The 25,312-nt window shown below is 64.7% G+C and carries 22 protein-coding genes and 3 tRNA genes; 23 read left to right on the top strand and 2 right to left on the bottom strand.

All coding sequences use genetic code 11. The features are described from left to right. On the top strand, nt 1–193 hold a 193-nt coding region (locus tag VGV37_RS28240), incomplete at its 5' end, for a transposase (protein ID WP_326883163.1). Between the two features lie 250 nt (nt 194–443). Here the strand turns inward: VGV37_RS28240 and VGV37_RS28245 are convergent. Beyond that, nucleotides 444–1,580 (bottom strand): hypothetical protein, encoded by a 1,137-nt coding sequence (locus tag VGV37_RS28245; RefSeq protein ID WP_326883165.1) that lies wholly within the window; start codon nt 1,578–1,580, stop codon nt 444–446. Nucleotides 1,581–2,118: 538 nt separating this feature from the next. Continuing rightward, nucleotides 2,119–3,231 (bottom strand): acyltransferase, encoded by a 1,113-nt coding sequence (locus VGV37_RS28250; RefSeq protein WP_326883166.1) that lies wholly within the window; start codon nt 3,229–3,231, stop codon nt 2,119–2,121. A gap of 216 nt (nt 3,232–3,447) precedes the next feature. On the opposite strand from VGV37_RS28250, the gene VGV37_RS28255 reads away from it, so the two are divergent. The 22 genes from VGV37_RS28255 (at nt 3,448) to nuoI (ending at nt 25,286) form a co-directional block, all read left to right on the top strand. After that, a complete protein-coding gene (locus tag VGV37_RS28255) occupies nt 3,448–4,215 on the top strand; it encodes an HpcH/HpaI aldolase family protein (protein WP_326883167.1) in 768 nt (255 codons plus the stop codon). Beyond that, nucleotides 4,215–5,684, top strand: coding sequence for an NAD(P)H-hydrate dehydratase (locus VGV37_RS28260; RefSeq protein ID WP_326883169.1), 1,470 nt, complete (start codon nt 4,215–4,217; stop codon nt 5,682–5,684). The genes VGV37_RS28255 and VGV37_RS28260 overlap by 1 nt, the downstream gene beginning before the upstream one ends. Further along, complete coding sequence (locus tag VGV37_RS28265) at nt 5,681–6,100, top strand: BLUF domain-containing protein (protein ID WP_326883171.1); 420 nt, start codon at nt 5,681–5,683, stop codon at nt 6,098–6,100. The genes VGV37_RS28260 and VGV37_RS28265 overlap by 4 nt, the downstream gene beginning before the upstream one ends. A gap of 115 nt (nt 6,101–6,215) precedes the next feature. Continuing rightward, the gene (locus VGV37_RS28270; protein WP_326883173.1) at nt 6,216–8,576 is read left to right on the top strand and encodes a 1-deoxy-D-xylulose-5-phosphate synthase N-terminal domain-containing protein; all 2,361 of its coding nucleotides are present in this window, start codon (nt 6,216–6,218) and stop codon (nt 8,574–8,576) included. 88 nt (nt 8,577–8,664) lie between these two features. Then, nucleotides 8,665–8,749: transfer RNA gene (locus VGV37_RS28275), tRNA-Leu, on the top strand. A gap of 82 nt (nt 8,750–8,831) precedes the next feature. Next, nucleotides 8,832–10,190, top strand: coding sequence for a trigger factor (gene tig / locus VGV37_RS28280; protein WP_326883176.1), 1,359 nt, complete (start codon nt 8,832–8,834; stop codon nt 10,188–10,190). Nucleotides 10,191–10,351: 161 nt separating this feature from the next. Then, on the top strand, nt 10,352–10,972 hold the full coding sequence (gene clpP / locus VGV37_RS28285) for an ATP-dependent Clp endopeptidase proteolytic subunit ClpP (RefSeq protein ID WP_414638125.1): 621 nt from the start codon (nt 10,352–10,354) through the stop codon (nt 10,970–10,972). A gap of 214 nt (nt 10,973–11,186) precedes the next feature. Further along, entirely contained in the window at nt 11,187–12,473 is a 1,287-nt protein-coding gene (gene clpX, locus VGV37_RS28290; RefSeq protein ID WP_326883180.1) for an ATP-dependent Clp protease ATP-binding subunit ClpX, read from the top strand. A 174-nt stretch (nt 12,474–12,647) separates the two neighbouring features. Next, nucleotides 12,648–15,062: an endopeptidase La gene (lon, locus tag VGV37_RS28295; RefSeq protein WP_326883182.1), complete on the top strand. Its 2,415-nt coding sequence runs from the start codon at nt 12,648–12,650 to the stop codon at nt 15,060–15,062. A 167-nt stretch (nt 15,063–15,229) separates the two neighbouring features. Continuing rightward, nucleotides 15,230–15,535 (top strand): HU family DNA-binding protein, encoded by a 306-nt coding sequence (locus tag VGV37_RS28300; RefSeq protein WP_326883301.1) that lies wholly within the window; start codon nt 15,230–15,232, stop codon nt 15,533–15,535. 130 nt (nt 15,536–15,665) lie between these two features. Beyond that, nucleotides 15,666–15,740, top strand: a tRNA-Val gene (locus VGV37_RS28305). Between the two features lie 153 nt (nt 15,741–15,893). Beyond that, on the top strand, nt 15,894–16,202 hold the full coding sequence (locus tag VGV37_RS28310; protein WP_326883184.1) for a hypothetical protein: 309 nt from the start codon (nt 15,894–15,896) through the stop codon (nt 16,200–16,202). A gap of 378 nt (nt 16,203–16,580) precedes the next feature. Further along, nucleotides 16,581–16,657: transfer RNA gene (locus tag VGV37_RS28315), tRNA-Asp, on the top strand. Between the two features lie 227 nt (nt 16,658–16,884). Then, complete coding sequence (locus VGV37_RS28320; protein ID WP_326883187.1) at nt 16,885–17,256, top strand: NADH-quinone oxidoreductase subunit A; 372 nt, start codon at nt 16,885–16,887, stop codon at nt 17,254–17,256. Continuing rightward, nucleotides 17,247–17,810 (top strand): NADH-quinone oxidoreductase subunit B family protein, encoded by a 564-nt coding sequence (locus tag VGV37_RS28325; RefSeq protein WP_326883189.1) that lies wholly within the window; start codon nt 17,247–17,249, stop codon nt 17,808–17,810. Before VGV37_RS28320 ends, VGV37_RS28325 begins: the two co-directional genes overlap by 10 nt. A gap of 35 nt (nt 17,811–17,845) precedes the next feature. Further along, a complete protein-coding gene (locus tag VGV37_RS28330; protein ID WP_326883190.1) occupies nt 17,846–18,481 on the top strand; it encodes an NADH-quinone oxidoreductase subunit C in 636 nt (211 codons plus the stop codon). Between the two features lie 80 nt (nt 18,482–18,561). After that, nucleotides 18,562–19,731, top strand: a complete 1,170-nt coding sequence (locus VGV37_RS28335) for an NADH-quinone oxidoreductase subunit D (RefSeq protein WP_326883302.1) — start codon at nt 18,562–18,564, stop codon at nt 19,729–19,731. Next, nucleotides 19,728–20,360: an NADH-quinone oxidoreductase subunit NuoE gene (gene nuoE / locus VGV37_RS28340; RefSeq protein ID WP_326883192.1), complete on the top strand. Its 633-nt coding sequence runs from the start codon at nt 19,728–19,730 to the stop codon at nt 20,358–20,360. The genes VGV37_RS28335 and nuoE overlap by 4 nt, the downstream gene beginning before the upstream one ends. Next, entirely contained in the window at nt 20,350–21,648 is a 1,299-nt protein-coding gene (gene nuoF / locus VGV37_RS28345) for an NADH-quinone oxidoreductase subunit NuoF (RefSeq protein ID WP_326883194.1), read from the top strand. Before nuoE ends, nuoF begins: the two co-directional genes overlap by 11 nt. Before the next feature lie 11 nt (nt 21,649–21,659). Next, entirely contained in the window at nt 21,660–23,720 is a 2,061-nt protein-coding gene (gene nuoG, locus VGV37_RS28350; RefSeq protein WP_326883195.1) for an NADH-quinone oxidoreductase subunit NuoG, read from the top strand. After that, a complete protein-coding gene (nuoH, locus tag VGV37_RS28355) occupies nt 23,713–24,759 on the top strand; it encodes an NADH-quinone oxidoreductase subunit NuoH (protein WP_326883196.1) in 1,047 nt (348 codons plus the stop codon). The genes nuoG and nuoH overlap by 8 nt, the downstream gene beginning before the upstream one ends. Before the next feature lie 38 nt (nt 24,760–24,797). Beyond that, on the top strand, nt 24,798–25,286 hold the full coding sequence (gene nuoI, locus VGV37_RS28360; protein WP_326883198.1) for an NADH-quinone oxidoreductase subunit NuoI: 489 nt from the start codon (nt 24,798–24,800) through the stop codon (nt 25,284–25,286). Nucleotides 25,287–25,312 lie beyond the last annotated feature (26 nt).

A 25,312-nucleotide genomic window follows, 5' to 3' on the forward strand; every position in this document is an offset into this window, starting at 1 on the left:
GCCGCCCAAGTGCCCGGAACTCAATCCAATCGAGAATGTCTGGCAGTTCATGCGCCAGAACTGGCTCTCGAACCGCGTGTTCCAGTCCTACGCCAACATCCTCGATCACTGTTGCCATGCCTGGAACAGACTCGAAGGCCAACCCTGGACCATAATGTCCATCGGGATGAGGGATTGGGCTCACAGGTTCTGATCAACGGGATTTGGTATTATATCGTGCAAAGGCGGGTCGTCGGTGTCTTCTACTATGCATGGCTCGACAGCCGTGAAGGATTCTCTGTCTATCGCTGCAATCATCTGACGGAGACCGGACGCTTGGCACTGGCTCCATTCTAATAGGATCGTAAATAAGGGACGGTTTTGGATTTCACGGGTGTTGAGCAGGCGCGGTCTTTATGGAAAACTGACGAACGGTGTCATGCTGCGACAATGCACCCGCCCCTTTACTGTTTGAGCGTAGCCGGTAACAGCGGGGCCAGCGCCGCTCTTCCGGAGTTGCTGAGGATGCCGCAGCGGAAAATACTGTAGGGATCATTGTCTATTTTGTCTGCGGGCTCCCAGTTGAAGGGCACGACGCCGCTCCAGGAGTAATAGACGATCGCCTTCAACCGCCCTTGCGCAATATATTGTTCGAAGGCCTCTCGTTCGGCCTGAACGTCCTGAGCGCGCCCGGTGTCGTCGAGCGGGCAGCCGGTGCTGCCGTTGGGAAATCCCCATTCGGTTAGCCAGCAGGGTTTGGTGTCCGTTCTGCATTCGGACAATATGCCGTATTGTTCGAGCTGCTGCGCGCGAGTTGCTACCGTCAGGCGTGGATTGCCGTCGGGATAGACATGAACGGCGTAACCATCCACCAACTTGTCCAAACCGTTCTGGCGCAGAAACTGCTGTGAGTCCGGAATTGGCGCCACTTCGCGGCCTTTTGCCATGATGGCCGACATGCCCGAGAGAATAGGCGTCGTGCGGTTGAGCTTCGAATGATCGCGCACGTCCTTGAGCGCTGCCACGATCTTGATGTATTGCCGGTAACCGTCGGCGACAGCGCGGGCCTCGCTGTCATTGAGATTGTCTAGATCTTTCAGACCCAATACGCGCCCCGGTATTTTGTCGGGGCCGAAATCGGCATTGAATCTTGGCGTATTCAGCTCGTTGCCGAGTTCAAAGGCCGTGGCTCGAACGCCCGCCGCTTCCAGCTTCGCCAGTTCGCCGCTGAACCATTTTTTGAATCCTTCCGGATCGGCATCCGACAGGGCGCCGATGCCCCAGGGCCTTCCCGCCGCCTTATCGGGCGGAAGCGCATGCGCATTATTCGTGCTGCCCGCTTCCGGCCCGATGAAGATGACTGCGCCGATGCCGCGCTGATGGGCCTCAATGATGAAATCCGTATACCCTTCGCCGTGCCCGCCGAGGGAGGTGCGGACGGTGTTGACGCCGTAGCGTTGTAGTTGCGCGAGCAGATCGTCCTTGGTCTGCTTGCTCGCGAGATCGACGCCGACGACGTTGACCCCGACGATGACGGTCTGGGCCTGCGCAGAGCGGGGAGCGAGAGCGGAGGATAAAAGGAGGACTAGAAATAAGCTCAAGGCGCGTAAGCCTGAGCATTTGACGTGTCTACTCACAGAAGACCTTCCCGCCCCACCCGTCCTGTTTGATGTTTGGTCCCGCATCAGCGGTCTCCCCAAAAGGCCCAGCGAAAAACCGCGGAATGGTGGCGCCCCGGAGCTTGAACGGATTCCGGGCGGGGTCATCCTTCAGTGCGCAAACACAGAGGTGAGCCCGAAAGTCGGATCCTCGGTTCTCTGTAAAGCCACGGTCGGCATGGTCACGACCTTTGAAAGGCTCTGAGCTTTCATTGTAAGCGGAGCCCCAGCCCCACCTTCCGCGCTTTATCGTCGTGCGCCATGGTCGCGATCTTTTTGAGGATCGGGTTGACCATATGGATGACCGTACGCCGGCTCTGCGGGAAGTGACCAATTCCGGGGTTTTCCCGGATAGTTGCTCGATCATGCTGCACTTGGGTGCCCGGGATTTTGCCCCTTTTACGAGATTTGCAGATCGTGATTCTGGATGTCGCCGGTTCAAATCCGGTCACTCGCCCCAAACTGCCCAAAAATTCCGATCCTACAGCGCAGGCCGCCCCGCCTGGGGCATTACCCTGGCCATCAGGCGTCGGAGCGAGCCCTTCTGCGACTCCGTCACCGGGGCGATCAGGGCCACCAGCGCCAGGGTCCCGCCGGTGACGATGAGCGGGCTGAAACGCTCGAGCCCCGTCGCCAGCACGGCCGCGCGCAGGACATAGACCAGCGGATAGTGCAGCAGGTAGAGCGTGAAGGTGAGGCCGGCCAGCGTGCGGATCGGCTTCTGCACCCGCTGCAGCGCCACGGCGAAATCCTGGGCTATGGCGGCCAATCCGATCAGCAGCACCGAAAACAGGATGCCGGTGGCGTAGTTGCTGAGGAACTCCTGGGAATTGCTCATCAGCAGCGCCGTGTCGGGGCCGACCATCGTCTCGACCAGATGATCGAGCCTCGTCTTGATGCCGAGCGCGATGAACAGGACATAGGCCAGCAGCGAGGCTGCGACCAGCAGGTAGCCCTGGCCCCTGGGAACCCGGTCGGCCTTGACGGCGCGATAGGTGACGACGCCCAGCATCCAGAGCGGAAACAGCAGCATGATCTTCGGCCCGGCGATGAGCGCGGCAAGCGCCGCCCAGGCCCAGCGATAGCGGCCGCCCCAGATCACCAGCGCATAGAGCAGGTAGTAGATCGCCTCATAGCCCAGCGACCAGAATGGGCTGTTCACGCCGGGCCATGCGTCCCACCACCAGATCTCGTTCACGAACAATCCGGTCGCCAACAGTTGCACGCCCAGCGGCCGGGCGATGTTGGCCAAGGTCGCGGGATCGGTCCAATGATCGGCATAGAGCGCCGGCGACAGCCAGCGTCCGACCGATTCGAGCAATGCCGTCAGCAGCAGGGCCGGCAGAACGACCGAATAGAGCCGCGCCAGGCGGTTGAGCGCGTAGGCGCCGGGGGTGCGGTCCTTGGTCTCGGCGCTATAGGCGATGACGAAACCGGACAGCACGAAGAACAGGATGACCGGCTCCCGTTCCGTCAGGACGAAGCGGTAGGGCAGGCCGGAGCCGAATTTGCCGATGGCGGCATGGTGGAAGAACACCAGCAATGCCGCCCCGAAGCGGATCACGTCGAGCAGCAGGGAAAGCGGTCGGTTCAATCTCTTCATCCGATCGATGGGCAGGGAACAAGGTGCGCTCTCGACCGGTTCACGAGAGGCGGCGGCACCGCGCATCTTCCGACTCGTGTTCGCAACCGCAGCATGATCCTGCCAGCAAACGTCGATCGACGCCACAAACGGTCGTGGCTCGGCATCCGATCCAAGCGGGGCTACAGTCGGTTTCGGAAACAAATCATCGGATGAAGGGGGAAAATCATGTGGCGACCCAATGGCGTGAAGGCGCGGCTTAGGGCCGGCAACGCGGTCTATGGCCTGTTCCATGGCTTCGCGAGCCCGCTGGTCGCCGAACTGCTGGGCCTCGTCGGCTATGATTTCGTGCTGATCGACGGCGAGCATGGGCCGGGCGACGTCATGACCCACCTGTCCCAGGTCCAGGCGATCCAGGCGACCCCCGCCATGGCCATGCTGCGCGTATCGTCGAACGATCCGGTGCAGTTCAAGCGCGCGCTCGACATCGGCGTCGAGGCCATCATGGTGCCCAACGTATCGAGCGCCGAGGAGGCGGCCGCGGCGGTGTCCGCCTGCCGCTATCCCAACGCCGGCAAGCGCGGCTTCGCGGCACCGATCCTGCGTGCCGCCAATTTCGGACTGGCGGCGGCCGACTATGTCGCGCGGGCCGCCGACGAGCTGCTGATCGCGGTGCAGATCGAAACCCTGGCCGGCGCCTCGCGGGCCGCCGAGATCGCTGCGGTCGACGGCGTCGACGTCGTGTTCATCGGGCCGAACGATCTCTCGGGCGATCTGGGCGTGCTGGGCCAGTTCGAGCATCCGGATTTCACCCAGACCGTGGCGGCGATCGAGTCGGCCGTAAAATCGGCCGGCAAGGTGCTGGGCTGTCTGCCCTATCCTGGTGCCGATCCGGCCGAACTGCATCGCCGCGGCCACCGGTTCATCTGCTCCGGTGCCGACGTCGCCCTGCTGCGCGATGCGGCGCTGGCCCAGATCCGCACGCTGCCGCGCTGATGGCACTTCCGACGGCCCTTCTGACGCCGGCGCAGATGGGCGAGGTCGATCGGCGCACCATCGCCGGCGGCATCGCGGGTTCCGTCCTGATGGAGCGGGCCGGCGCCGCCGTGGCCGTTGAAATCCGCCGGCGCTGGACCCCACGGCCGATCGCGGTGCTCTGCGGGCCGGGCAACAATGGCGGCGACGGCTTCGTCGCCGCCCGCCTGCTCGCGGCCGATGGGTGGCCGGTACGGCTGGCCCTGCTCGGCGAGCGGGCGGCGCTTCGTGGCGATGCCGCAGATCATGCGGCGCGCTGGACAGGCTCGGTCGAGCCGTTCGGCGCAAGCGTCCTCGACGGTGCCGACCTCGTGCTCGACGCGCTGTTCGGCGCGGGCTTAAGCCGTCCGCTCGACGGTCCGGCCAAGGATCTGCTGGCGGAGGCACGTCGACGCACGCTGCCGATCGTCGCGGTCGACGTGCCGAGCGGCCTGTTCGGGGCGACCGGCGAGGCACCGGGTGCCGTCGCCGCGGACTTGACCGTCACTTTCGGCTGGCTGAAGCCGGGCCATCTGCTGCAGCCGGGACGCACCCTGTGCGGCGAGACCCTGCTGGCCGACATCGGGCTCGATCCGCACGCTCTCGATACGCTCGGGATCAGGACCTGGAAGAACGATCCGGCATCCTGGCTGGGCGTGCTGCCCGTTCTCGGCGGCGCATCGCATAAATATACGCGCGGCCATGCCCTGGTGCTGGGCGGCTGGCCAATGAGCGGGGCAGGGCGCCTTGCCGCCCGCGCCGCCGCACGGGCCGGGGCCGGTCTGGTCACGGTCGCGGTACCCTCTGCCGGACTCGCGACCTATGCGGCGGCGCTCGAAAGCCAGATCGTCCGTGCGCTCGACGATCCGGGCACCCTTGATACGCTGCTGTCCGACCGGCGCTATACCGGCCTGCTGATCGGCCCCGGCGCAGGCGTCGGCAGCACGACGCGCGCCGCCGTTCGGCAATTGCTGGCGGCCGGGCGCGCCACCGTGCTCGATGCCGATGCGCTGACCAGTTTCGCGGACCGGCCGGCCGATCTGTTCGCCGCGATCCGGGCACCCACGGTGCTGACGCCCCATGCCGGCGAATTCGGCCGATTGTTCAAGGTCTCGGGCGACAAGCTGGCCCGGGCGCGGGCGGCTGCGGCCGAGAGCGGCGCGGTCCTGGTGCTCAAGGGCTCGGATACGGTGATCGCCGCACCCGATGGCCGTGCTATCGTCAATGCGAACGCACCGCCCACGCTCGCAACCGGAGGAACCGGCGACGTGCTTGCGGGACTGGTCCTGGGCCTTCTGACCCAAGGCATGCCGGCCTTCGAAGCGGCGGCAGCGGCCGTGTGGCTCCACGGCGCCGCCGCGGCATCGTTCGGGGCCGGGCTTATCTCCTCGGACCTGCCCGACCTCGTGCCGGCGGTCCTGCAACGGCTCGATCGGAAGACCAGCCCATGATTTCCCTGGTATACGTGAGTTCGGCCACTCGGCGCTTCGAAGCGGCGGAGCTTCGGGACCTGCTCGAAATCAGCAGGCAGAACAATGCGCGGGTCGATGTCACCGGCATGCTGCTGTATGCGGATGGCGACATTCTGCAGGTGCTCGAGGGCGACAAGCCGGCAGTCGATGCGTTGTTCCACCGCATCGAGGGCGATCCCCGGCACCGGCTGGTCTTCAAGCTCTACGAAGGCGAGACCGAGCATCGGCAGTTCGGCGATTGGTCGATGGCGCTCGCCAGGCCGGAAACTTTGGGCGCGACCGAGGGCGTCGAGAGTATCGCGGTGCTGCGCCGGTCGCTGGCGGCGCCGAGCGATCCCTCGACCAGCGCCGAGGTTCGCACGCTTCTGACGGTGTTCGCCAGAAACATGCGCTGAGCGGCTCTGACGCCGCCCGGCTTGCTCTCCGGCACGGGTTGAGGGAGAAAGGCAGGCAAGATGGGCCGACGAAGGCCCGCCGCCGCCAGCCTGCTTTCCGGGAGAGACCACCGCCGTGGCCAGCCTATCGATCGTTCCGCCGCCCGCACCGCGCGTCATCGAGCCCGTCCGGCTCCGCCGCCTCGAAGCGCTCGCGGAAAAGGTGCTGTGGCTGTCGGCCTGGACGATCCACAACGCGAACCATATCCGGCCGAGCCGCGATGGGCTGAAGGTCGGCGGTCACCAGGCCTCGTCCGCGTCGCTCGTCACCCTGATGACGGCGCTCTATCTGGATGTGCTGCGTCCGGAAGACCGGGTCGCGGTCAAGCCCCATGCCTCGCCGGTATTCCACGCGCTGCAATACCTGCTGGGCCACCAGACGCGCGACAAGCTGGAACGCTTCCGCGCGCTCGGCGGTGCGCAATCCTACCCGTCGCGCACCAAGGATACCGACGACGTCGATTTCTCGACCGGCTCGGTCGGCCTTGGCGTCGCGATCACCCTGTTCGCCTCGATCGCCCAGGATTTCGTCAAGCTGAAGCAGCTGTCGCCGGACAAGCGCCCGGCCGGCCGCATGGTGGCGCTGGTCGGCGACGCGGAGCTGGATGAGGGCAACGTGTTCGAAGCCCTGCTCGAGGGCTGGAAGCACGACGTGCGGAACCTCTGGTGGGTCATCGACTATAACCGCCAGAGCCTGGATTCGATCGTCAACGACCGGCTGTTCAACCGTATCGACAGCCTGTTCGAGATGATGGGTTGGCGCGTCGTCACCCTGAAATACGGCAAGCGGCTCGAGGCCGCCTTCGCCCGGCCCGATGGCGAACATCTGCGCCAATGGATCGACGAATGCCCGAACTCGCGTTACTCGGCCCTGGTTTACAAGGGCGGAGCCGACTGGCGTGAGCACCTGTCGCGTGACCTGAACCGCTATCCGGGCATCCGCCGGATCCTGGACGAGCATGACGACGACCAGCTCCATGGCCTGATGACGAACCTGGCCGGCCACGACATGGAAGCGGTGCTGGAGGCGTTCCACGGCATCGAGGACGACCTGCCGACCTGCTTCATCGCCTACACGATCAAGGGCTACGGCCTGCCGTTTGCCGGCCATAAGGACAATCATGCCGGCCTGATGAACAAGGACCAGATGGCCGGGTTCAAGGCCAAGCTGGGCATTGCCGACGGCACCGAATGGGACCGGTTCGCCGGCGCCAAGCTGCCGGCCGACGAGCTGGAAGAATTCCTGGCCCAGGTGCCGTTCGCGGCCGACGGCGTGCGCCAGCATGTAGCGGCGCCGGTGCCGGTCATCGACCTGCCGGTGCCACAGGTCGGCGGCGGCAAGGCGTCAACCCAGGAAGGCTTCGGCAAGATCCTGAACGACCTCGCCGCCGGCGACAGCGATCTCGCCAGCCGGATCGTCACGACCTCGCCCGACGTGACCGTATCGACCAATCTCGGCGGCTGGGTCAACCGGCGCGGCATCTTCCACCGCGAGGAGGTCGCCGACACGTTCCGCGACGAAAAGGTCGTCTCGGCCCAGCGCTGGGCCATGGCGCCGACCGGCCAGCATCTGGAGCTGGGCATCGCGGAGCATAATCTGTTCCTGATGCTGGCGGCGCTCGGTCTGACCGCGCCGCTGTTCGGCGCGCGGCTGCTGCCCATCGGCACGCTCTACGATCCGTTCATCAACCGGGGCCTGGATGCGCTCAACTACGGCTGCTACCAGGATTCCCGCTTCATGGTCGTGGCGACTCCGTCCGGCCTGACGCTGGCGCCGGAGGGCGGGGCGCATCAGTCGACCAACACGCCCCTGATCGGCATGGGACAGGATGGGCTCGCGTCCTACGAGCCGGCCTATGTCGACGAACTGGGCGTGCTGATGGCCTGGGGCTTCGCGCACATGCAGGCGCCGGCGGGCGAGGGCGGGTCGATCTATCTGCGCCTGTCGACCCGTTCGATCGAGCAGCCGGACCGGCCGATGACCGCGACCTTGCGCGACGGCATCGTGTCGGGCGCCTATTGGCTGGTCGAGCCGGCCGAGGGCGTCGAGCTGGCGATCGTCTATTGCGGCGCCGTGGCCGAGGAAGCGAAGCGGGCGCATGCCGCCATCCTGGAGGACATCCCCGGCGCCGGCCTGTTGGCTGTCACCTCGCCGGACCGGCTCCATGCGGACTGGCTGAAGCATCGCCAGGGTGGCCAGGGTCCGAGCCGGATCGAGCGGCTGCTGGCACCGCTCGCCCGTGACGCCGGCCTGGTCACGATCATCGACGCGCATCCGGCCGCACTTTCCTGGCTGGGTGCCGCGGCGGGCCGCCGGGTCGAGCCGCTGGGCGTCGATCATTTCGGCCAATCCGGTGATCTGCCGGACCTTTATCGGACCTACGGGCTCGACGAGAACGCGATTCTGGACGCCGTGGCGCGCGCGTGTCTCGCCTGATCCGGCGAAATCGCGGCTGCCTCCTGCGTATTTATCGTGGGAGTGCAAAAAAGGCTGTGCTATGTCAACCGGCCGACTTCGGGCCGGCGCGGGCGTGGCGGAATTGGTAGACGCACTGGATTTAGGTTCCAGCGACGCAAGTCGTGGGGGTTCAAGTCCCTTCGCCCGCACCAGTATCGAAGACCTGTTTAACCCTTGCCATCGGGGCCGCGCGTGTTCGAGCGCGCGTCCTTCTGACCCATAGGCTTGTTTTTCATGCAGATCACCGAGACCAGCACCGAAGGCCTGAAGCGCGAGTTCAAGGTCGTCGTCGCCTCCCAGGACATCGAGCAGCGCGTCAACGCGCGGCTCGCCGAGGTCGCCAAGACCGTCCGCCTGCCGGGCTTCCGGCCGGGCAAGGTGCCGACGGCGGTCGTCAAGCAGCGCTACGGCGACAGCCTGCTGGGCGAAGTGCTGGAGCAGACGGTGAACGAGACCTCGTCCCAGGCGCTGTCCGAGCGCAACCTGCGCCCGGCCCTGCAGCCCAAGATCGAGATCACCTCGTTCGAGAAGGGCGCCGACCTGGTTTACGACATGAAGCTGGAGGTCCTGCCCGAGATCGAGACGATCGATTTCTCCGGCGTGTCGCTCGAGCGGCTGAAGCCCGAGATTCCGGATACGGAGCTCGACGAGGCGCTGAAGAACCTGGCCGACCGCTATCGCGAGACCGAAGACGTGACCGACGGCAGCGCCGCCGCTACGGGCGACACGGTCGTGATCGATTTCGCGGGCTCGATCGACGGCGAGAAGTTCGACGGCGGCGCCGGCACCGACTTCTCCCTCGAGCTGGGCTCCGGCCGGTTCATTCCGGGCTTCGAGGAGCAATTGGTCGGTGCGAAGGTCGGCGACCATGTCGCCGTCAAGGTGCCGTTCCCGGCCGACTATGGCGTCGACACGCTGGCCGGCAAGGATGCGGTGTTCGAGGTCGACCTCAAGGGGCTGAAGCGCAAGCTGCCGTCCGTCGTCGACGAGAAGCTGGCCGAGACGCTGGGCCTGGAGAACCTCGAGGCGCTGCGCGGTGCCGTCCGCGAGCAGATGGAGCGCGAATACGCTGGCGTCGCCCGCCAGAAGCTGAAGCGCGACCTGCTCGACATCCTGTCGGAGAAGCATGATTTCGCCGTGCCGACCGGCATGGTCGATCTGGAATTCGACGCCATCTGGAAGCAGTACGAAGCCGAGCGCGAGCGCGCCAAGGCATCCGGCGCCTACAAGGAAGAAGAGGCGAAGCCGGACGAGGAGACCAAGGAGGAGTACCGGAAGATCGCCGAACGGCGCGTCCGTCTGGGCCTGGTCCTTGCCGAAGTCGGTCGGACGAACAACATTCAGGTAACCCAGGACGAGGTGAACCGGGCCGTGATGGCCCAGGCGCGCAATTATCCGGGGCAGGAGAAGGCCGTGATGGACTTCTACCGCAACAATCCCGACGCCGCGGGTCAGCTGCGCGCGCCGATCTATGAGGACAAGGTCGTCGATTTCATCGTCGATCTCGCCCAGGTCACCGACAAGGCGGTGCCGCCCAAGGAATTGGTGGCACTCGCCGGCCTCGATGATGAAGAAGAAGCTGCCGAAGCCTGATCGGGCGAGCGCCTGATCGGTTCGAGGCCTGATCGAAGCCCTCCGGTCCCGGTTCGCGAGACAGATTGCGGACCGGGACCCCGCCGGGGCATGCTCGTGCCCGAAGGGCCGAGCAGTTTGAAGGAACCAGTGTGATCATGGCCGACGCTTTGGACGTATATATGAATACCCTCGTTCCGATGGTGGTCGAGCAGACCAACCGCGGCGAGCGTGCGTACGACATCTATTCGCGCCTGTTGAAGGAGCGGATCATTTTCCTGGTCGGGCCGGTCAATGATGCGGTCGCCAGCCTGATCTGCGCGCAGATGCTGTTCCTCGAATCCGAGAATCCGTCGAAAGACATCTCGATCTACATCAACTCGCCGGGCGGGCTGGTCACGGCCGGCCTCGCGATCTACGACACGATGCAGTACGTGCGCCCCGACATCGCGACGATCTGCATCGGCCAGGCGGCCTCCATGGGGTCGCTGCTGCTCGCCGCCGGCGCCAAGGGCAAGCGATTCGCCCTGCCGAATTCGCGCATCATGGTCCATCAGCCCTCGGGCGGCGCCCAGGGCCAGGCCTCGGACATCGAAATCCAGGCCCGCGAGATCCTGTCGCTGCGCCATCGCCTGAACGGTATCTACGTGACGCATACGGGCCAATCGCTCGACGTCATTGAAGAGGCGATGGAGCGTGACAAATTCTTGTCACCGGAAGAGGCCAAGGTTTTCGGCCTGGTGGATGACGTCATGGCCGCACGGCCACCGTTGCCCAAGGACGAAGACGGCAGAAGCCGCTAGGCATCGGGCCTGCGCCCTCGTTAAGGGGGCGTTGATGTCCGGTGCGTTACGGTTCGATTGGATCGGCGGGACGATCCAGAGACGGTTCGTCCCGTCATGCGCCTAAAAGCCCCTGTGGGGCGACGCCAGCTTGCGCTTGTGCTGGTGAAGCGCTGGTGGATAACATGACCGAAGATCGGGGTAGAAGTCCCCGGTGGTCGACGGAGTGTCTATAGTGCCCACGACGAAATCCAGCGGCGGCGATTCGAAAAACACGCTCTATTGCTCGTTCTGCGGCAAGAGCCAGCACGAGGTCCGCAAGCTGATTGCCGGCCCGACCGTGTTCATCTGCGATGAATGCGTCGAGCTGTGCATGGACATCATCCGCGAGGAACACAAGACCACGCTGGTGAAGTCGCGCGACGGCGTGCCGGGCCCCAGAGACATCTGTGCCGTGCTCGACGACTACGTGATCGGCCAGTTCCATGCCAAGCGCGTGCTGTCGGTGGCGGTGCACAACCACTACAAGCGGCTGGCCCACGGCGCCAAGAACAACGACGTCGAGCTCGCCAAGTCCAACATCATGCTGGTCGGCCCGACCGGTTGCGGCAAGACGCTGCTGGCCCAGACCCTGGCCCGCATCATCGACGTGCCGTTCACCATGGCCGATGCGACGACGCTGACCGAGGCCGGCTATGTCGGCGAGGATGTCGAGAACATCATCCTGAAGCTGCTGCAGGCGGCCGACTACAATGTCGAGCGCGCGCAGCGCGGCATCGTCTACATCGACGAGGTCGACAAGATCAGCCGCAAGTCCGACAACCCGTCGATCACGCGCGACGTCTCCGGCGAGGGCGTGCAACAGGCCCTGCTGAAGATCATGGAAGGCACCGTCGCCTCCGTGCCGCCCCAGGGCGGGCGCAAGCATCCGCAGCAGGAATTCCTGCAGGTCGACACCACCAACATCCTGTTCATCTGCGGCGGCGCCTTCGCGGGCCTGGAGAAGATCATCGCCCAGCGCCGACAGGGCACCTCGATCGGCTTCGGCGCCGACGTCAAGGGTCCGGACGAGCGCACCACCGGCGAGATCCTGCGCGACGTGGAGCCCGAGGATCTGCTGAAGTTCGGTCTGATCCCCGAGTTCGTCGGCCGCCTGCCGGTCGTCGCCACGCTCGAAGACCTGGACGAGAAGGCGCTAATCGACATCCTGACCAAGCCGAAGAACGCGCTGGTGAAGCAGTATCAGCGGCTGTTCGAGATGGAGGACGTCCGCCTGACCTTCAACGAAGATGCGCTGAAGGGCATCGCGAAGAAGGCGATCCAGCGCAAGACCGGCGCGCGTGGGCTGCGCTCCATCATGGAAAGCATCCTGCTCGACTCGATGTACGATCTGCCGGGCCTCGAATCGGTCGATGAGATCGTCGTCAATCGCGAAGTGGTCGATGGGCGGGCCCAGCCGCTCTACATCCATTCCGAAACGCGCGGCGCCACCGGTGCCGCCGCCGGCGGAACGCCTGCGTGAGGTCGCATTTCAAGGGGCGGCCGCGCCGGCCCTGACATGCAAGGGGGAGGATGGCACGATCCTCCCCCGGCCTTGAATGGCCCACGACAGAGGCCACGTTAGTTCACGGGCAGCTACGCCTTAACGGCCGTTTCGCCGCGTGTCGGGAAGCGGCCCCAGCCAAGACGAGGCATCATGTTCGAAATTCCGCGCGGTGCCCTTTATCCTGTTCTTCCCCTGCGCGACATCGTGGTGTTTCCCCACATGATCGTCCCGCTGTTCGTGGGCCGGGAAAAGTCGGTACGTGCTCTCGAAGACGTCATGAAGGAGGATAAGCAGATCCTGCTCGTGACGCAGAAGAATGCCGCGCAGGACGATCCGTCTGCGTCGGACATCTTCACCGTCGGTACGGTCGGCACGGTTCTGCAGCTGCTGAAATTGCCCGACGGCACCGTCAAGGTACTGGTCGAGGGCGGCCAGCGCGCCCGCATCGTGCGCTTCAGCGACAACCCCGATTTCTTCCAGGCCTATGCCGAGCTGGTCGAGGAGAAGAGCGGCGAGGGCAGCGAGCTCGAGGCCCTGGCGCGTACCGCCGTCGCCCAGTTCGAGCAATACATCAAGCTCAACAAGAAGATCCCGCCCGAGGTGCTGGTCTCGATCAACCAGATCGACGATCCGGCCAAGCTCGCGGACACGATCGCCTCGCATCTGGCGCTCAAGATCCCCGAGAAGCAGGAGCTTCTGGAGGCCGAGACGGTCAGTGAGCGCCTGGAAAAGGTCTTCGCCTTCATGGAGGGCGAGATCGGCGTGCTGCAGGTGGAAAAGCGCATCCGCAACCGCGTCAAGCGGCAGATGGAGAAGACCCAGCGCGAGTATTATCTGAACGAACAGATGAAGGCGATCCAGAAGGAGCTGGGCGAGGGCGAGGATGGCAAGGACGAGCTGGCCGAGCTCGAAGAGCGCGTCAACAAGACCAAGCTGACCAAGGAAGCCCGCGACAAGGCCTTTGCCGAGCTGAAGAAGCTGCGCAGCATGAGCCCGATGTCGGCCGAGGCGACGGTGGTTCGCAACTACCTCGACTGGCTGCTGAGCATTCCGTGGGAGCAGCGCACCAAGGTCAAGCGCGACATCAAGGTCGCCGAGACGGTGCTGCACCAGGATCATTACGGCCTCGACAAGGTCAAGGAACGTATCCTCGAATATCTCGCGGTCCAGCAGCGCATGAAGAAGGTCAAGGGACCGATCCTGTGCCTGGTCGGCCCGCCGGGTGTCGGCAAGACCTCGCTCGGCAAGTCGATCGCCAAGGCGACCGGGCGCAACTTCGTGCGCATGTCGCTGGGTGGCGTGCGGGACGAGGCCGAGGTGCGCGGCCATCGCCGGACCTACATCGGCTCGATGCCGGGCAAGGTCATCCAGGGCATGAAGAAGGCGAAGTCGTCGAACCCGCTGTTCCTGCTGGACGAGATCGACAAGCTGGGCGCGGACTGGCGGGGCGATCCGTCCTCGGCCCTGCTCGAAGTGCTGGATCCGGAGCAGAACTCGACGTTCAACGATCACTATCTCGAGGTCGACTACGACCTGTCGGACGTGATGTTCGTGACGACCGCCAACAGCCTGCGCATGCCGCAGCCCCTGCTGGACCGCATGGAGATCATCCGTATCCCCGGCTACACCGAGGACGAGAAGCTGGAGATCGCCAAGCGGCATCTGCTGGCCAAGCAGGTCGAGGCCCATGGCCTGAAGAAGACCGAATGGTCGATTTCGGACGACGCGATCCGCGACCTGATCCGCTACTACACGAGGGAGGCCGGCGTCCGGTCGCTCGAGCGCGAGTTCGCCAACCTGACCCGCAAGGCCATCAAGGAAATCTTGATGAACAAGACGGTGAAGGTTGCGGTGACCCGGCGCAATCTCGAGAAGTATGCGGGCGTGAAGAAGTTCCGCTACGGCGAGATCGAGGCGGAGGATCTGGTCGGTGTCGTCACTGGCCTGGCCTGGACGGAAGTCGGCGGCGAGCTGCTGTCGATCGAGTCGGTGCTATTGCCCGGCAAGGGCAAGATCACGGCGACCGGCAAGCTCGGAGACGTTATGAAGGAATCGGTGCAAGCCGCTGAATCCTATGTGAAGTCGCGTGGCCCTGCTTATGGCATCAAACGGTCGGTGTTTGACAAGAAGGACATCCACGTCCATGTGCCCGAGGGGGCGACGCCCAAGGACGGCCCGTCGGCCGGCGTCGCCATGGTTACGACGATCGTCTCGGTCATGACCGGCATCCCGGTGCGCCGCGACATCGCCATGACCGGTGAGATCACGCTCAGGGGCCGGGTGTTCCCGATCGGCGGCCTGAAGGAGAAGCTGTTGGCGGCCCTGCGCGGCGGCATCAAGACGGTGTTCATCCCGAAGGACAACGAGAAGGACCTGGCCGAGATCCCGGACAACGTGAAGCGCGGCATGACGATCATCCCGGTCGCCCATGTCGACGAGGTCCTGGCCAAGGCCCTGACGAGGCCGCTGGTGCCGATCGAGTGGGACGAGACCGATGCGCCCGTAGCCGAATCGGTCGCTTCCAAGACCGAGACGGAAGACCGACCAGGGGTCGTGACCCACTAATCCACCTATCGGATTGACCAACCCGGGCCCGGATGGCGACATCCGGGCCCGGTTTCGTCAAAAGCCACTGTTTTTTCGCAGAATAGCTCGATTTTTTGGACTTTCGGCGGTTGACTGCCAAACGAGCCGCGATCTAAGCTCCCGGTTCAATTGAACGGGTAAATTTCCTGGTTCTACTTTGTGTCGTTGGAGGGGGTCGCGTGAACAAGAACGAACTCGTCGACGCGGTTGCTACCGCTACCGAGCTTAAGAAGTCCGAAGCGGCGAAGGCCGTGGATGCGGTCTTCGACAGCATTGAAGCCGCGCTGAAGAAGGGTGATGAAGTTCGCCTGGTCGGCTTCGGCACGTTCAGCGTCGCGGCGCGTGAGGCTTCTGAAGGGCGCAACCCGCGTACCGGCGAGAAGATTCAGATCGCTGCGTCGAAGCAGGCCAAGTTCAAGGCCGGCAAGACGCTCAAGGATGCGCTGAACTAATAGTTCGCGTTCGGGGCCGCCGGCGACGGCGACCTCACCGGTCTGAGGAAGCGATACCGCTCGACGGGGCTCGGATTCGACGAGCAGGTTGGGTAGGTCGCTTCGTCGGCCACCAGGGCCAGCCCCTGTCGGGCGATTAGCTCAGCGGTAGAGCGTCTCGCTTACACCGAGAGGGTCGGCGGTTCGAATCCGTCATCGCCCACCACCCCCTGGACTGCCACGACCTCGACCGAAGTCTGCATGGCCGCCTGTCGGAACACCGATGGCGTCTGCCGTGTTTGCTGTGGTAGGGTGACGCCTAGCTTAAAGCTACGCCATCTTGCAGTTAAAGCTGCGCCATTCAAAAACGGACGGCATGATGAGCGACATCAATGTAAATCCTGCCCAACGGCAGGCGACGGTCACCGACACGACCAACACGACGGCCCGGGCCGCAACGCAGCCCAATTCGGCCTCGACGACCGATGCACCCGCGACCAATGCGCCGGGTGATTCGATCAACCTCAGCCCGGCCGCCCAAGTGGCGACGGCGGGGTTCGCGGGCAACACGACGCTCAACGACAAGGATGCGGTCAGCACCTCCGTCGGTCTGCGTCAGAGCATCGGCGCATCGAGCCTATCGGTCAGCGCAAAACAGAACCAGGCGATCCTTTCGCTCCTCCGCTGAGGCTGGCGGCCTTCGGGCCGGCCCTTCCGGAATTCGGCCAAGGCCGCGCTTCGAAACAGACGCTGTTTCGGGACGCGGCTCCTTGCGTTTCTCGACAATGTTCGCCGCGGAAAGGAGCGGGCGGAGGAGGTCGCGGCAGCCGTTTCGTTCCAAAGAATTCTCCGACACCGGCCCCTAAGCGACTGTTTTGCCTGCCATCCCGCTCTACTGCACCGCCGAAGCAAGGCGCTGCCTCACCGAATCGATGAGGGTGCCGTCGCCTAGCCCAAAACATCCCGCAGACCTGCAGCCCTGCAATGCGCGACAGAGTGTGAAAAGACCGCTGTAACATGCTTGACCTAAGTCGGGGGCAGGGGTACTTAGCGGCCCTCGGTTCGCGGGGGTGTAGCTCAGTTGGTTAGAGCGCCGGCCTGTCACGCCGGAGGTCACGGGTTCGAGTCCCGCCACTCCCGCCATTCCGCCCCGAGCTTCGAAGGCGTCGTCCACCGCGCCCGCGGCGGTTTGCCGATACCCGTTCGGCATCGCGCGCTTTCCTTTTCCGCTTGTTCTCCTTATACCTGATTTTTCTGGCGATAACCGGACCTTGGCCTCCCGAGGCGTCCCGGTGAGCGCGTCCGACTCCCCGGGTCACGGGGGTTGATCCGCGTGGCGCCCCAGCCCGACAGGACCGAGAGACCGATCAATGTCTTCGCTCAGCCTGCTGCGAGAATATCTGCCGATCCTGATTTTCCTCGGCATCGCCATCTTCATGGGCTGCGCCGCCGTCGGCCTGTCCTTCATCGCCGGAAAACAGAATCCGGACAGCGAGAAGCTCTCGCCGTACGAATGCGGCTTCGAGCCGTTCGAGGACGCGCGTTCCAAGTTCGACGTGCGTTTCTATCTGGTCGCGATCCTGTTCATCATCTTCGACCTCGAAGTGGCCTTCCTGTTCCCCTGGGCGGTGACGCTCGGGGATATCGGCATGTTCGGGTTCTGGTCGATGGTGCTGTTCCTCGGCATCCTGACCATCGGCTTCGTCTATGAATGGAAGAAGGGAGCTCTCGAATGGGAGTGATCGGATCGTCCCAGCCGCCGACACCGTCGGGCCTCGCCCCCATTCCGCCCGGCGCCAGCCAGGACGCGCTCCTGCGCTCCGTGACCGACGAGATGACGGACAAGGGCTTCGTCGTGGCCTCGCTCGATGCGCTGGTCAATTGGGCCCGAACCGGCTCGTTGTGGCCGATGACCTTCGGTCTCGCCTGCTGCGCCGTCGAGATGATGCACAGCTATGCCAGCCGCTACGACCTCGACCGGTTCGGCGTGGTGCCGCGGCCGAGCCCGCGCCAGTCCGACGTGATGATCGTCGCCGGCACGCTCACCAACAAGATGGCGCCGGCCCTGCGTAAGGTCTACGACCAGATGGCAGAGCCGCGCTGGGTCATCTCCATGGGCTCTTGCGCCAACGGCGGCGGCTATTATCACTATTCCTATTCGGTCGTGCGCGGATGCGACCGGATCGTTCCGGTCGACATCTATGTGCCGGGTTGCCCGCCGACCGCGGAAGCGCTGGTCTACGGCATCCTGCAACTGCAGAAGAAGATCAAGCGCTCCAGCGTCTTCGCGCGCTGATCCGCCCCGTTACGGCAGGCGACCCAAGAGGGATCATGACCCAAGCGCTTACGGAGTTCGGCTCCACCGTCGCCACCGCCCTCGACCAGAATTGCCTCAAGGTCGAAGTGATCAGGGACGAGCTCATCCTTTGGGTGCCGCGCACGGCGATCGTGCCGGCGCTCACGTTCCTGCGCGACGATCCGCGCTGCCTGTTCAAGATCCTGGTCGACCTGTGCGGCGTCGATTATCCGGAACGCCCGCAGCGGTTCGAGGTCGTCTATAATCTGCTGAGCCTCAAGCACAATCGCCGGATCCGCGTAAAGGTCGCGACCGACGAGGAGACGCCGGTGCCGAGCGTGGTCGGCGTGTTCAGCACCGCCGGCTGGTTCGAGCGCGAAGCCTGGGACATGTACGGCATCTTCTTCGCCGACAATCCGGACCTGCGTCGCATCCTGACCGACTACGGCTTCGAAGGGCACCCGCTGCGCAAGGATTTCCCGCTGACCGGCTTCGTCGAGGTGCGCTATGACGACGACCAGAAGCGCGTCGTCTATGAGCCGGTGAAACTGAAACAGGAATTCCGCAGCTTCGACTTCCTGTCGCCGTGGGAGGGCATGAACCACCTGCTGCCGGGCGACGAGAAGTTCAAGGAGACGCCGCCCGAAGCCCCGGCGGGGAGCAAGACCTGATGAGCGAGACCATCCTCAAGACCGCGACGGCGTTCGACACCGCCACCGCCTCCGGCGCGCTGACCAATGCGCCGGCCGCGATGGACATCAAGAACTACAATCTGAATTTCGGGCCGCAGCATCCGGCCGCCCACGGCGTGTTGCGCCTGGTGCTGGAGCTGGACGGCGAGACCGTCGAGCGGTGCGATCCGCATATCGGCCTGCTGCATCGCGGCACCGAGAAGCTGATCGAATACAAGACCTACATGCAGGCGCTGCCGTATTTCGACCGGCTCGACTATGTGGCACCCATGTCGCAGGAGCACGCCTTCGCGCTGGCGGTCGAGCGGCTGATGGGTATCGACGTGCCGCTGCGTGCCCAATATATCCGTGTGCTCTATGCCGAGATCTCACGCATCGCGAACCATCTGCTCAACGTCACGACCTTCGCGATCGACGTCGGCGCCATCACGCCGCTGTTGTGGGGCTTTGAGGATCGCGAGCGGCTGATGGAGTTCTACGAGCGGGTCTGCGGCGCCCGGCTCCATGCCAACTACTTCCGCCCCGGCGGTGTCCATCAGGACCTGCCGTCCGGCCTGACCGACGAGATCCTGGGCTTCTGCGATGCGTTCCCCAAACGCATCGACGACCTGGAAAACCTGCTGACCGAAAACCGGATCTTCAAGCAGCGCACGGTCGACATCGGCGTGATCAGCCCCGAGGACGCGTTCGACTGGGGGCTGTCCGGGCCGATGCTGCGCGGCTCCGGCGTCGCCTGGGACCTGCGCAAGTCGCAGCCCTACGACTGCTATGCCGACATGGATTTCGACATTCCGATCGGCAAGAACGGCGACTGCTGGTCGCGCTACCTGGTTCGCATGGAAGAGATGCGTCAGTCCGTCAAGATCATGCGCCAGGCGATCGAGCAGATGCCGGGCGGCCCGCACATGGTCAACGACCGCAAGGTGGCGCCGCCGCCGCGCGCTGAAATGAAGCAGTCGATGGAAGCCCTCATCCATCACTTCAAGCTCTATACCGAGGGTTATCACGTACCGGCGGGCGAGACCTACACGGCCGTCGAGGCGCCCAAGGGCGAGTTCGGCGTCTATGTCGTGTCCGACGGCAGCAACAAGCCGTATCGCTGCAAGATCCGCGCGCCCGGGTTCGCCTTTCTCCAGGCGGCCGACTTCATGGGCAAGGGCCACATGCTGGCCGACGTGGTGGCGATCATCGGTTCCATGGACATCGTGTTTGGCGAGATCGATCGATGAGCGGAGAGCACGACGACGTGGTCGTCGAGCAGCCGAAGAGCTTCGAGTTCACGGCTGAGAATCTGGAACGGGCCAAGGCGATCATCGCCAAATATCCCGAAGGCCGCGAGGCGAGCGCGGTTCTGCCGCTGCTCTATATCGCGCAGAAACAGCACCAGAACTGGGTGCCGCGCGTCGCGATGGATTATGTCGCCGGCCTGCTCGGCATGGCACCGATCCGCGTGTACGAGGTCGCGACCTTCTACACCATGTTCAACCTGAAGCCGGTCGGCACCTATTTCCTGCAGGTGTGCCGCACGACTTCGTGCTGGCTGCGCGGGTCGGACGCCGTGACCGAGGCCTGCAAGCGCAAGCTGGGCATCGACCTTGGCGGCACGACGCCGGACGGCAAGTTCACCCTGGTCGAGGTCGAATGCCTGGGCGCCTGCGTCAATGCGCCGGTGCTGCAGGTTCACGACGATCTCTACGAGGATCTCGACGCCAGGCTGACCGAGGATCTGCTCGACAGCCTGGCGCGCGGCGTGGTTCCGCCCAAGGGTTCGATGATCGGCCGCCAGACCTCGGCGCCGGTCGGTGGCCCCGACACCCTGCTGACCCTCGGGCTCGATGGAGACGGCCATGCTGCGTGACGAAGATCGGATCTTCACGAACCTCTACGGCATCCACGACTGGCACCTGGCCGGCGCGCAGAAGCGTGGCGACTGGAGCGGCACCAAGGACCTGATCCTCAAGGGCCGCGACTGGCTGGTCGAGGAGATGAAATCCTCGAACCTGCGCGGCCGTGGCGGCGCGGGCTTCCCGACCGGGATGAAATGGTCGTTCATGCCCAAGGCCTCGCCCGATGGCCGCCCCAGCTACCTCGTGGTCAATGCCGACGAGTCGGAGCCCGGCACCTGCAAGGACCGCGACATCATCCGGCATGACCCGCACAAGCTGGTCGAGGGCTGTCTGCTGGCCTCGGTCGCGATGGGGGCGAGCGCCTGCTACATCTATATCCGCGGCGAGTTCTATAACGAGGGCACGAACCTCCAGGTCGCGATCGACGAGGCCTATGCGGCGGGCCTGGTCGGCAAGAACGCCTGCGGTTCGGGCTATGATTTCGAGATCTTCCTGCATCGCGGCGCCGGCGCCTATATCTGTGGCGAAGAGACGGCTCTTTTGGAGAGCCTGGAAGGCCGCAAGGGCCAGCCGCGCCTGAAGCCGCCGTTCCCGGCGCAGTGCGGGCTTTATGGCTGCCCGACGACGGTCAACAATGTCGAGACGATCGCGGTCGTGCCGACCATCCTGCGCCGCGGCGGCGCCTGGTTTGCGGGCCTCGGCCGGCCCAAGAACAACGGCACCAAGCTGTTCTGCATCTCGGGCCACGTGAACAAGCCGTGCAATGTCGAAGAGGAGATGGGCATCCCCCTGAAGGAACTCATCGAGAAGCATTGCGGCGGCGTGCGCGGCGGCTGGGACAACCTGCTGGGCATCATCCCCGGCGGCTCGTCGGTGCCGGTGCTGCCCAAGTCGATCTGCGACACGGTGCTGATGGATTTCGACAGCCTGCGCGAGGTCAAGAGCGGCCTTGGCACGGCAGCCGTCATCGTCATGGACAAGTCGACCGACATCATCGCGGCGATCGCGCGCCTGGCCCATTTCTATAAGCATGAGAGCTGCGGGCAATGCACGCCGTGCCGTGAGGGCACCGGCTGGATGTGGCGCGTGATGGAGCGGCTGGTGAAGGGCAATGCCTCGGTCGAGGAGATCGACATGCTGCTCGACGTCTCCTATGAGATCGAAGGCCATACGATCTGTGCGCTGGGCGACGCCGCGGCCTGGCCGATCCAGGGCCTGATCAGGCATTTCCGCCCGGTGCTCGAAGAGCGTATCAAGAACTACCGAGCGACGGCGATCGGCCGTTCGCACGCGGCCTGAGGTCCCAATCCATGCCGAAGCTGACGATCAACGGCCAAGAGGTCGAGGTTCCCGCGGGAACCACCGTGCTGCAGGCGTGCCAGAGCGCAGGCGTCGAGGTGCCGCATTTCTGCTTCCATGAGCGCCTGGCCATTGCCGGCAATTGCCGCATGTGCCTGGTCGAGATGGAGAAGGCGCCGAAGCCGGTCGCGTCCTGCGCCATGCCGGTTGCCGACGGGCAGGTGGTCTACACCAATTCCGCCAAGGCCCAGCGTGCCCGCAAGGGCGTGATGGAATTCCTGCTGATCAACCATCCGCTGGATTGCCCGATCTGCGACCAGGGCGGCGAGTGCGACCTCCAGGACGAGGCGATGGCATTCGGCTTCGATCGCGGCCGGTTCCAGGAAAACAAGCGCGCGGTCAAGGACAAGAATTTCGGTCCGCTGATCAAGACCCAGATGACGCGCTGCATCCATTGCACACGCTGCGTTCGCTTCGCGACCGACGTGGCCGGCGTGTCCGAACTGGGCGCCACGGGCCGCGGCGAGAATATGGAGATCGGCACCTATGTCGAGCATGCGCTGACGTCGGAGCTGTCGGGCAACATGATCGACCTGTGCCCGGTCGGCGCGCTGACCTCGAAGCCTTACGCCTTCGTGTCCCGGCCGTGGGAGTTGACCAAGACCGAGTCGATCGACGTGCTGGACGCGGTCGGCGCCAATATCCGCATCGACGCACGCGGGCCGGAAGTGCTGCGGGTACTGCCGCGCCTGCACGAGGACGTGAACGAGGAATGGCTGGGCGACAAGGGTCGCTTCGCCATCGACGGCCTGATGAAGCGCCGCCTGGACAAGCCCTATGTCCGCCAGAACGGCCGGCTGGTCGCGGCGAGCTGGGTGGACGCGTTCAGCGCGATCGCGGCACGGGTGGACGGCCTCGACGGCTCCAGGATCGCGGGCATCGCCGGCGATCTGGTCGATGCCGAGGCGATGCTGGCGCTCAAGGATCTGCTGGCCGGCCTGGGTTCCGCCAATCTCGACTGCCGCCAGGACGGCGCCAAGCTGCCGGCCGAGCGCGCGGGCTATCTGTTCAACACGACGATCGCCGGCATCGACCAGGCCGACGTCGTGCTGTTCGTCGGTACCAATCCGCGCATCGAGGCGCCGCTGATCAATGCGCGCTTCCGCAAGCGCTACCTGCTGGGCGGCTTCAAGGCGGCGGTGATCGGCCCGGCGGTCGACCTGACCTACCCGGTGATCCAACTGGGCGAGGGGCCGGAAGTGCTGGCCGATCTGGCCGACGGCAACCACACCTGGGGCGAGGTGCTGAAGGGCGCCAAGAACCCGATGATCGTGGTCGGGCAGGGCGCGCTGGCCCGCGAGGACGGCGCCGCCGTCCTGGATCTCGCGCGCAGGCTGGCTGATGCGGCCGGCGTGGTGCGCGAGGGTTGGAACGGCTTCAACGTGCTGCATACCGCGGCCGCGCGGGTCGGCGGCCTGGAACTGGGCTTCGTGCCGGGCGAGGGTGGCCGCGACGTGGCCGGCATCCTGGAGGGGGCGCGGTCCGGTGCGGTCGAGGTCGTCTACCTGCTGGGTGCCGATGAGATCGATACGACCCAGCTGGGCAAGGCCTTCGTGATCTACCAGGGGCATCACGGCGATGCCGGTGCCGCGCGCGCCGATGTCGTGCTGCCGGGTGCCGCCTATACCGAGAAGAACGGCACCTACGTCAATACCGAGGGTCGGGTCCAGCTCGGCCGCCTCGCGACCTTCCCGCCAGGCGAGGCGCGCGAGGATTGGAAGATCCTGCGCGCGCTGTCCGAGCCGCTCGGCCATAAGTTGCCCTACGACAACCTGTCCCAGCTGCGCCAGCGCCTGATCGAGGTCAATCCGCGCTTCGCCCATGTCGACGAACTGGTGCCGGCGGAATGGAGCGCGTTCGGTATCGCCGGACCGACCGGGGCAGGGCCGTTCGTCTACCCGATCGAGAATTATTACATGACCGATGCGGTCAGCCGGTCGTCGCCGACCATGGCGGCCTGCACCGAGTCGCTTCGCGCAACCGTCAGCCAGAAGACCGGCACCCATGGCTAACCTATTGACGGACTACATCATCCCGTTCGGCTGGATCCTGGGGGGCATCATCCTGACGGTGGCCTGCCTGATGGGCGGCATGGCGTACCTGACCTTGTTCGAGCGCAAGGTGCTGGCGGCGGCCCAGCTGCGCATCGGCCCGAACGTGGTCGGCCCGTTCGGGCTGCTGCAGCCGATCGCGGACGGGCTGAAGCTGCTCAGCAAGGAAACCATCATCCCGAGCGGGGCGAACCGCGCAGTGTTCATCCTGGCGCCGATGATGACCTTCATCCTGGCACTGGTCGCCTGGTCGGTCATCCCGTTCAACCAGTACCTGGTGCTGGCGAACATCAATGTCGGCGTGCTGTTCCTGTTCGCGATCTCGTCGCTGGGCGTCTACGGCATCATCATGGCCGGCTGGGCGTCGAACTCGAAATACGCGTTCCTGGGCTCGCTCCGCGCAGCGGCGCAGATGGTGTCCTACGAAGTTTCCATGGGCCTGGTGCTGGTCACGGTGCTGCTGTGTGCCGGTTCGCTGAACCTGTCGCAGATCGTGCTGGCGCAGAGCCATGGCTGGTTCGGCGTCTCGTGGCTGCCCGGCTGGTACGTGCTGCCGCTGCTGCCGATGGCGGTCGTGTTCTTTGTGTCGGGCCTGGCCGAGACCAACCGCTCGCCGTTCGACCTGGTCGAGGGCGAGTCGGAACTGGTCGGCGGCTATTTCGTCGAATATTCCTCGATGACCTTCGCGCTGTTCTATCTCGGCGAATACATGAACATGATCCTGGTCAGCGCCATGACCAGCATCCTGTTCCTGGGCGGCTGGCTGCCGCCGCTCAACATCGCGATCCTGAGCTATGCCTGGATGGGTCCGATCTGGTTCGTGCTCAAGACGATCTTCGTGCTGTTCTGTTTCATCTGGGTCCGTGCCTCGTTCCCGCGCTTCCGGTACGACCAGCTGATGCGGCTCGGCTGGAAGATCTTCCTGCCGCTGTCGCTGATCTATCTGCTGGTGGTGGCGTTCGTGCTGGTCTACGCAGGCTGGCTGCCCAAGGTCGCCTGACCGAAAGGCTTCGTCGTGTTCGGTAAAGGATTGAAGTGATGGCGTTCATCGACCGCGGGGCTCGGAGTTTCCTTCTGAAGGAACTCATCGGCGGCATGTTGCTGACCCTCAGCTACATGTTCAAGAAGCCCGTGACCGTGAACTACCCCTATGAAAAGGGGCCGCTCAGCCCGCGCTTCCGTGGCGAGCACGTGCTGCGCCGCTATGCCAATGGCGAAGAGCGCTGCATCGCCTGCAAGCTGTGCGAGGCGGTGTGTCCGGCGCTCGCCATCACGATCGAGGCCGAGCCGCGTGACGACGGCAGCCGCCGCACGACGCGCTACGATATCGACATGACGAAATGCATCTACTGCGGCCTGTGCCAGGAGGCCTGCCCGGTCGATGCGATCGTCGAAGGTCCGAATTTCGAATTCGCCACGGAGACCCGGGAAGAGCTGTTCTACAACAAGGAAAAGCTGCTCTCGAACGGCGACCGCTGGGAATACCAGATCGCCTTGAACCTCGTCGCCGACGCGCCGTATCGCTGAGGCTGGAAGAAGCATGGATATTCGTC

It is taken from the genome of Aliidongia sp., assembly GCF_035943795.1.
In the GTDB taxonomy this organism is placed as follows: Bacteria; Pseudomonadota; Alphaproteobacteria; order ATCC43930; family CGMCC-115725; genus Aliidongia.

What these genes read in the sequence shown, in the direction of transcription:
- nuoG (WP_326883195.1), top strand. Translation starts at nt 21,660, where the DNA reads ATGCCGAAGCTGACGATCAACGGCCAAGAGGTCGAGGTTCCCGCGGGA.
- tig (WP_326883176.1), top strand. Translation starts at nt 8,832, where the DNA reads ATGCAGATCACCGAGACCAGCACCGAAGGCCTGAAGCGCGAGTTCAAG.
- nuoE (WP_326883192.1), top strand. Translation starts at nt 19,728, where the DNA reads ATGAGCGGAGAGCACGACGACGTGGTCGTCGAGCAGCCGAAGAGCTTC.
- nuoI (WP_326883198.1), top strand. Translation starts at nt 24,798, where the DNA reads ATGGCGTTCATCGACCGCGGGGCTCGGAGTTTCCTTCTGAAGGAACTC.
- VGV37_RS28260 (WP_326883169.1), top strand. Translation starts at nt 4,215, where the DNA reads ATGGCACTTCCGACGGCCCTTCTGACGCCGGCGCAGATGGGCGAGGTC.
- lon (WP_326883182.1), top strand. Translation starts at nt 12,648, where the DNA reads ATGTTCGAAATTCCGCGCGGTGCCCTTTATCCTGTTCTTCCCCTGCGC.
- VGV37_RS28310 (WP_326883184.1), top strand. Translation starts at nt 15,894, where the DNA reads ATGAGCGACATCAATGTAAATCCTGCCCAACGGCAGGCGACGGTCACC.
- VGV37_RS28325 (WP_326883189.1), top strand. Translation starts at nt 17,247, where the DNA reads ATGGGAGTGATCGGATCGTCCCAGCCGCCGACACCGTCGGGCCTCGCC.
- VGV37_RS28255 (WP_326883167.1), top strand. Translation starts at nt 3,448, where the DNA reads ATGTGGCGACCCAATGGCGTGAAGGCGCGGCTTAGGGCCGGCAACGCG.
- VGV37_RS28330 (WP_326883190.1), top strand. Translation starts at nt 17,846, where the DNA reads ATGACCCAAGCGCTTACGGAGTTCGGCTCCACCGTCGCCACCGCCCTC.
- clpP (WP_414638125.1), top strand. Translation starts at nt 10,352, where the DNA reads ATGAATACCCTCGTTCCGATGGTGGTCGAGCAGACCAACCGCGGCGAG.
- VGV37_RS28265 (WP_326883171.1), top strand. Translation starts at nt 5,681, where the DNA reads ATGATTTCCCTGGTATACGTGAGTTCGGCCACTCGGCGCTTCGAAGCG.
- nuoF (WP_326883194.1), top strand. Translation starts at nt 20,350, where the DNA reads ATGCTGCGTGACGAAGATCGGATCTTCACGAACCTCTACGGCATCCAC.
- nuoH (WP_326883196.1), top strand. Translation starts at nt 23,713, where the DNA reads ATGGCTAACCTATTGACGGACTACATCATCCCGTTCGGCTGGATCCTG.
- VGV37_RS28335 (WP_326883302.1), top strand. Translation starts at nt 18,562, where the DNA reads ATGGACATCAAGAACTACAATCTGAATTTCGGGCCGCAGCATCCGGCC.
- VGV37_RS28320 (WP_326883187.1), top strand. Translation starts at nt 16,885, where the DNA reads ATGTCTTCGCTCAGCCTGCTGCGAGAATATCTGCCGATCCTGATTTTC.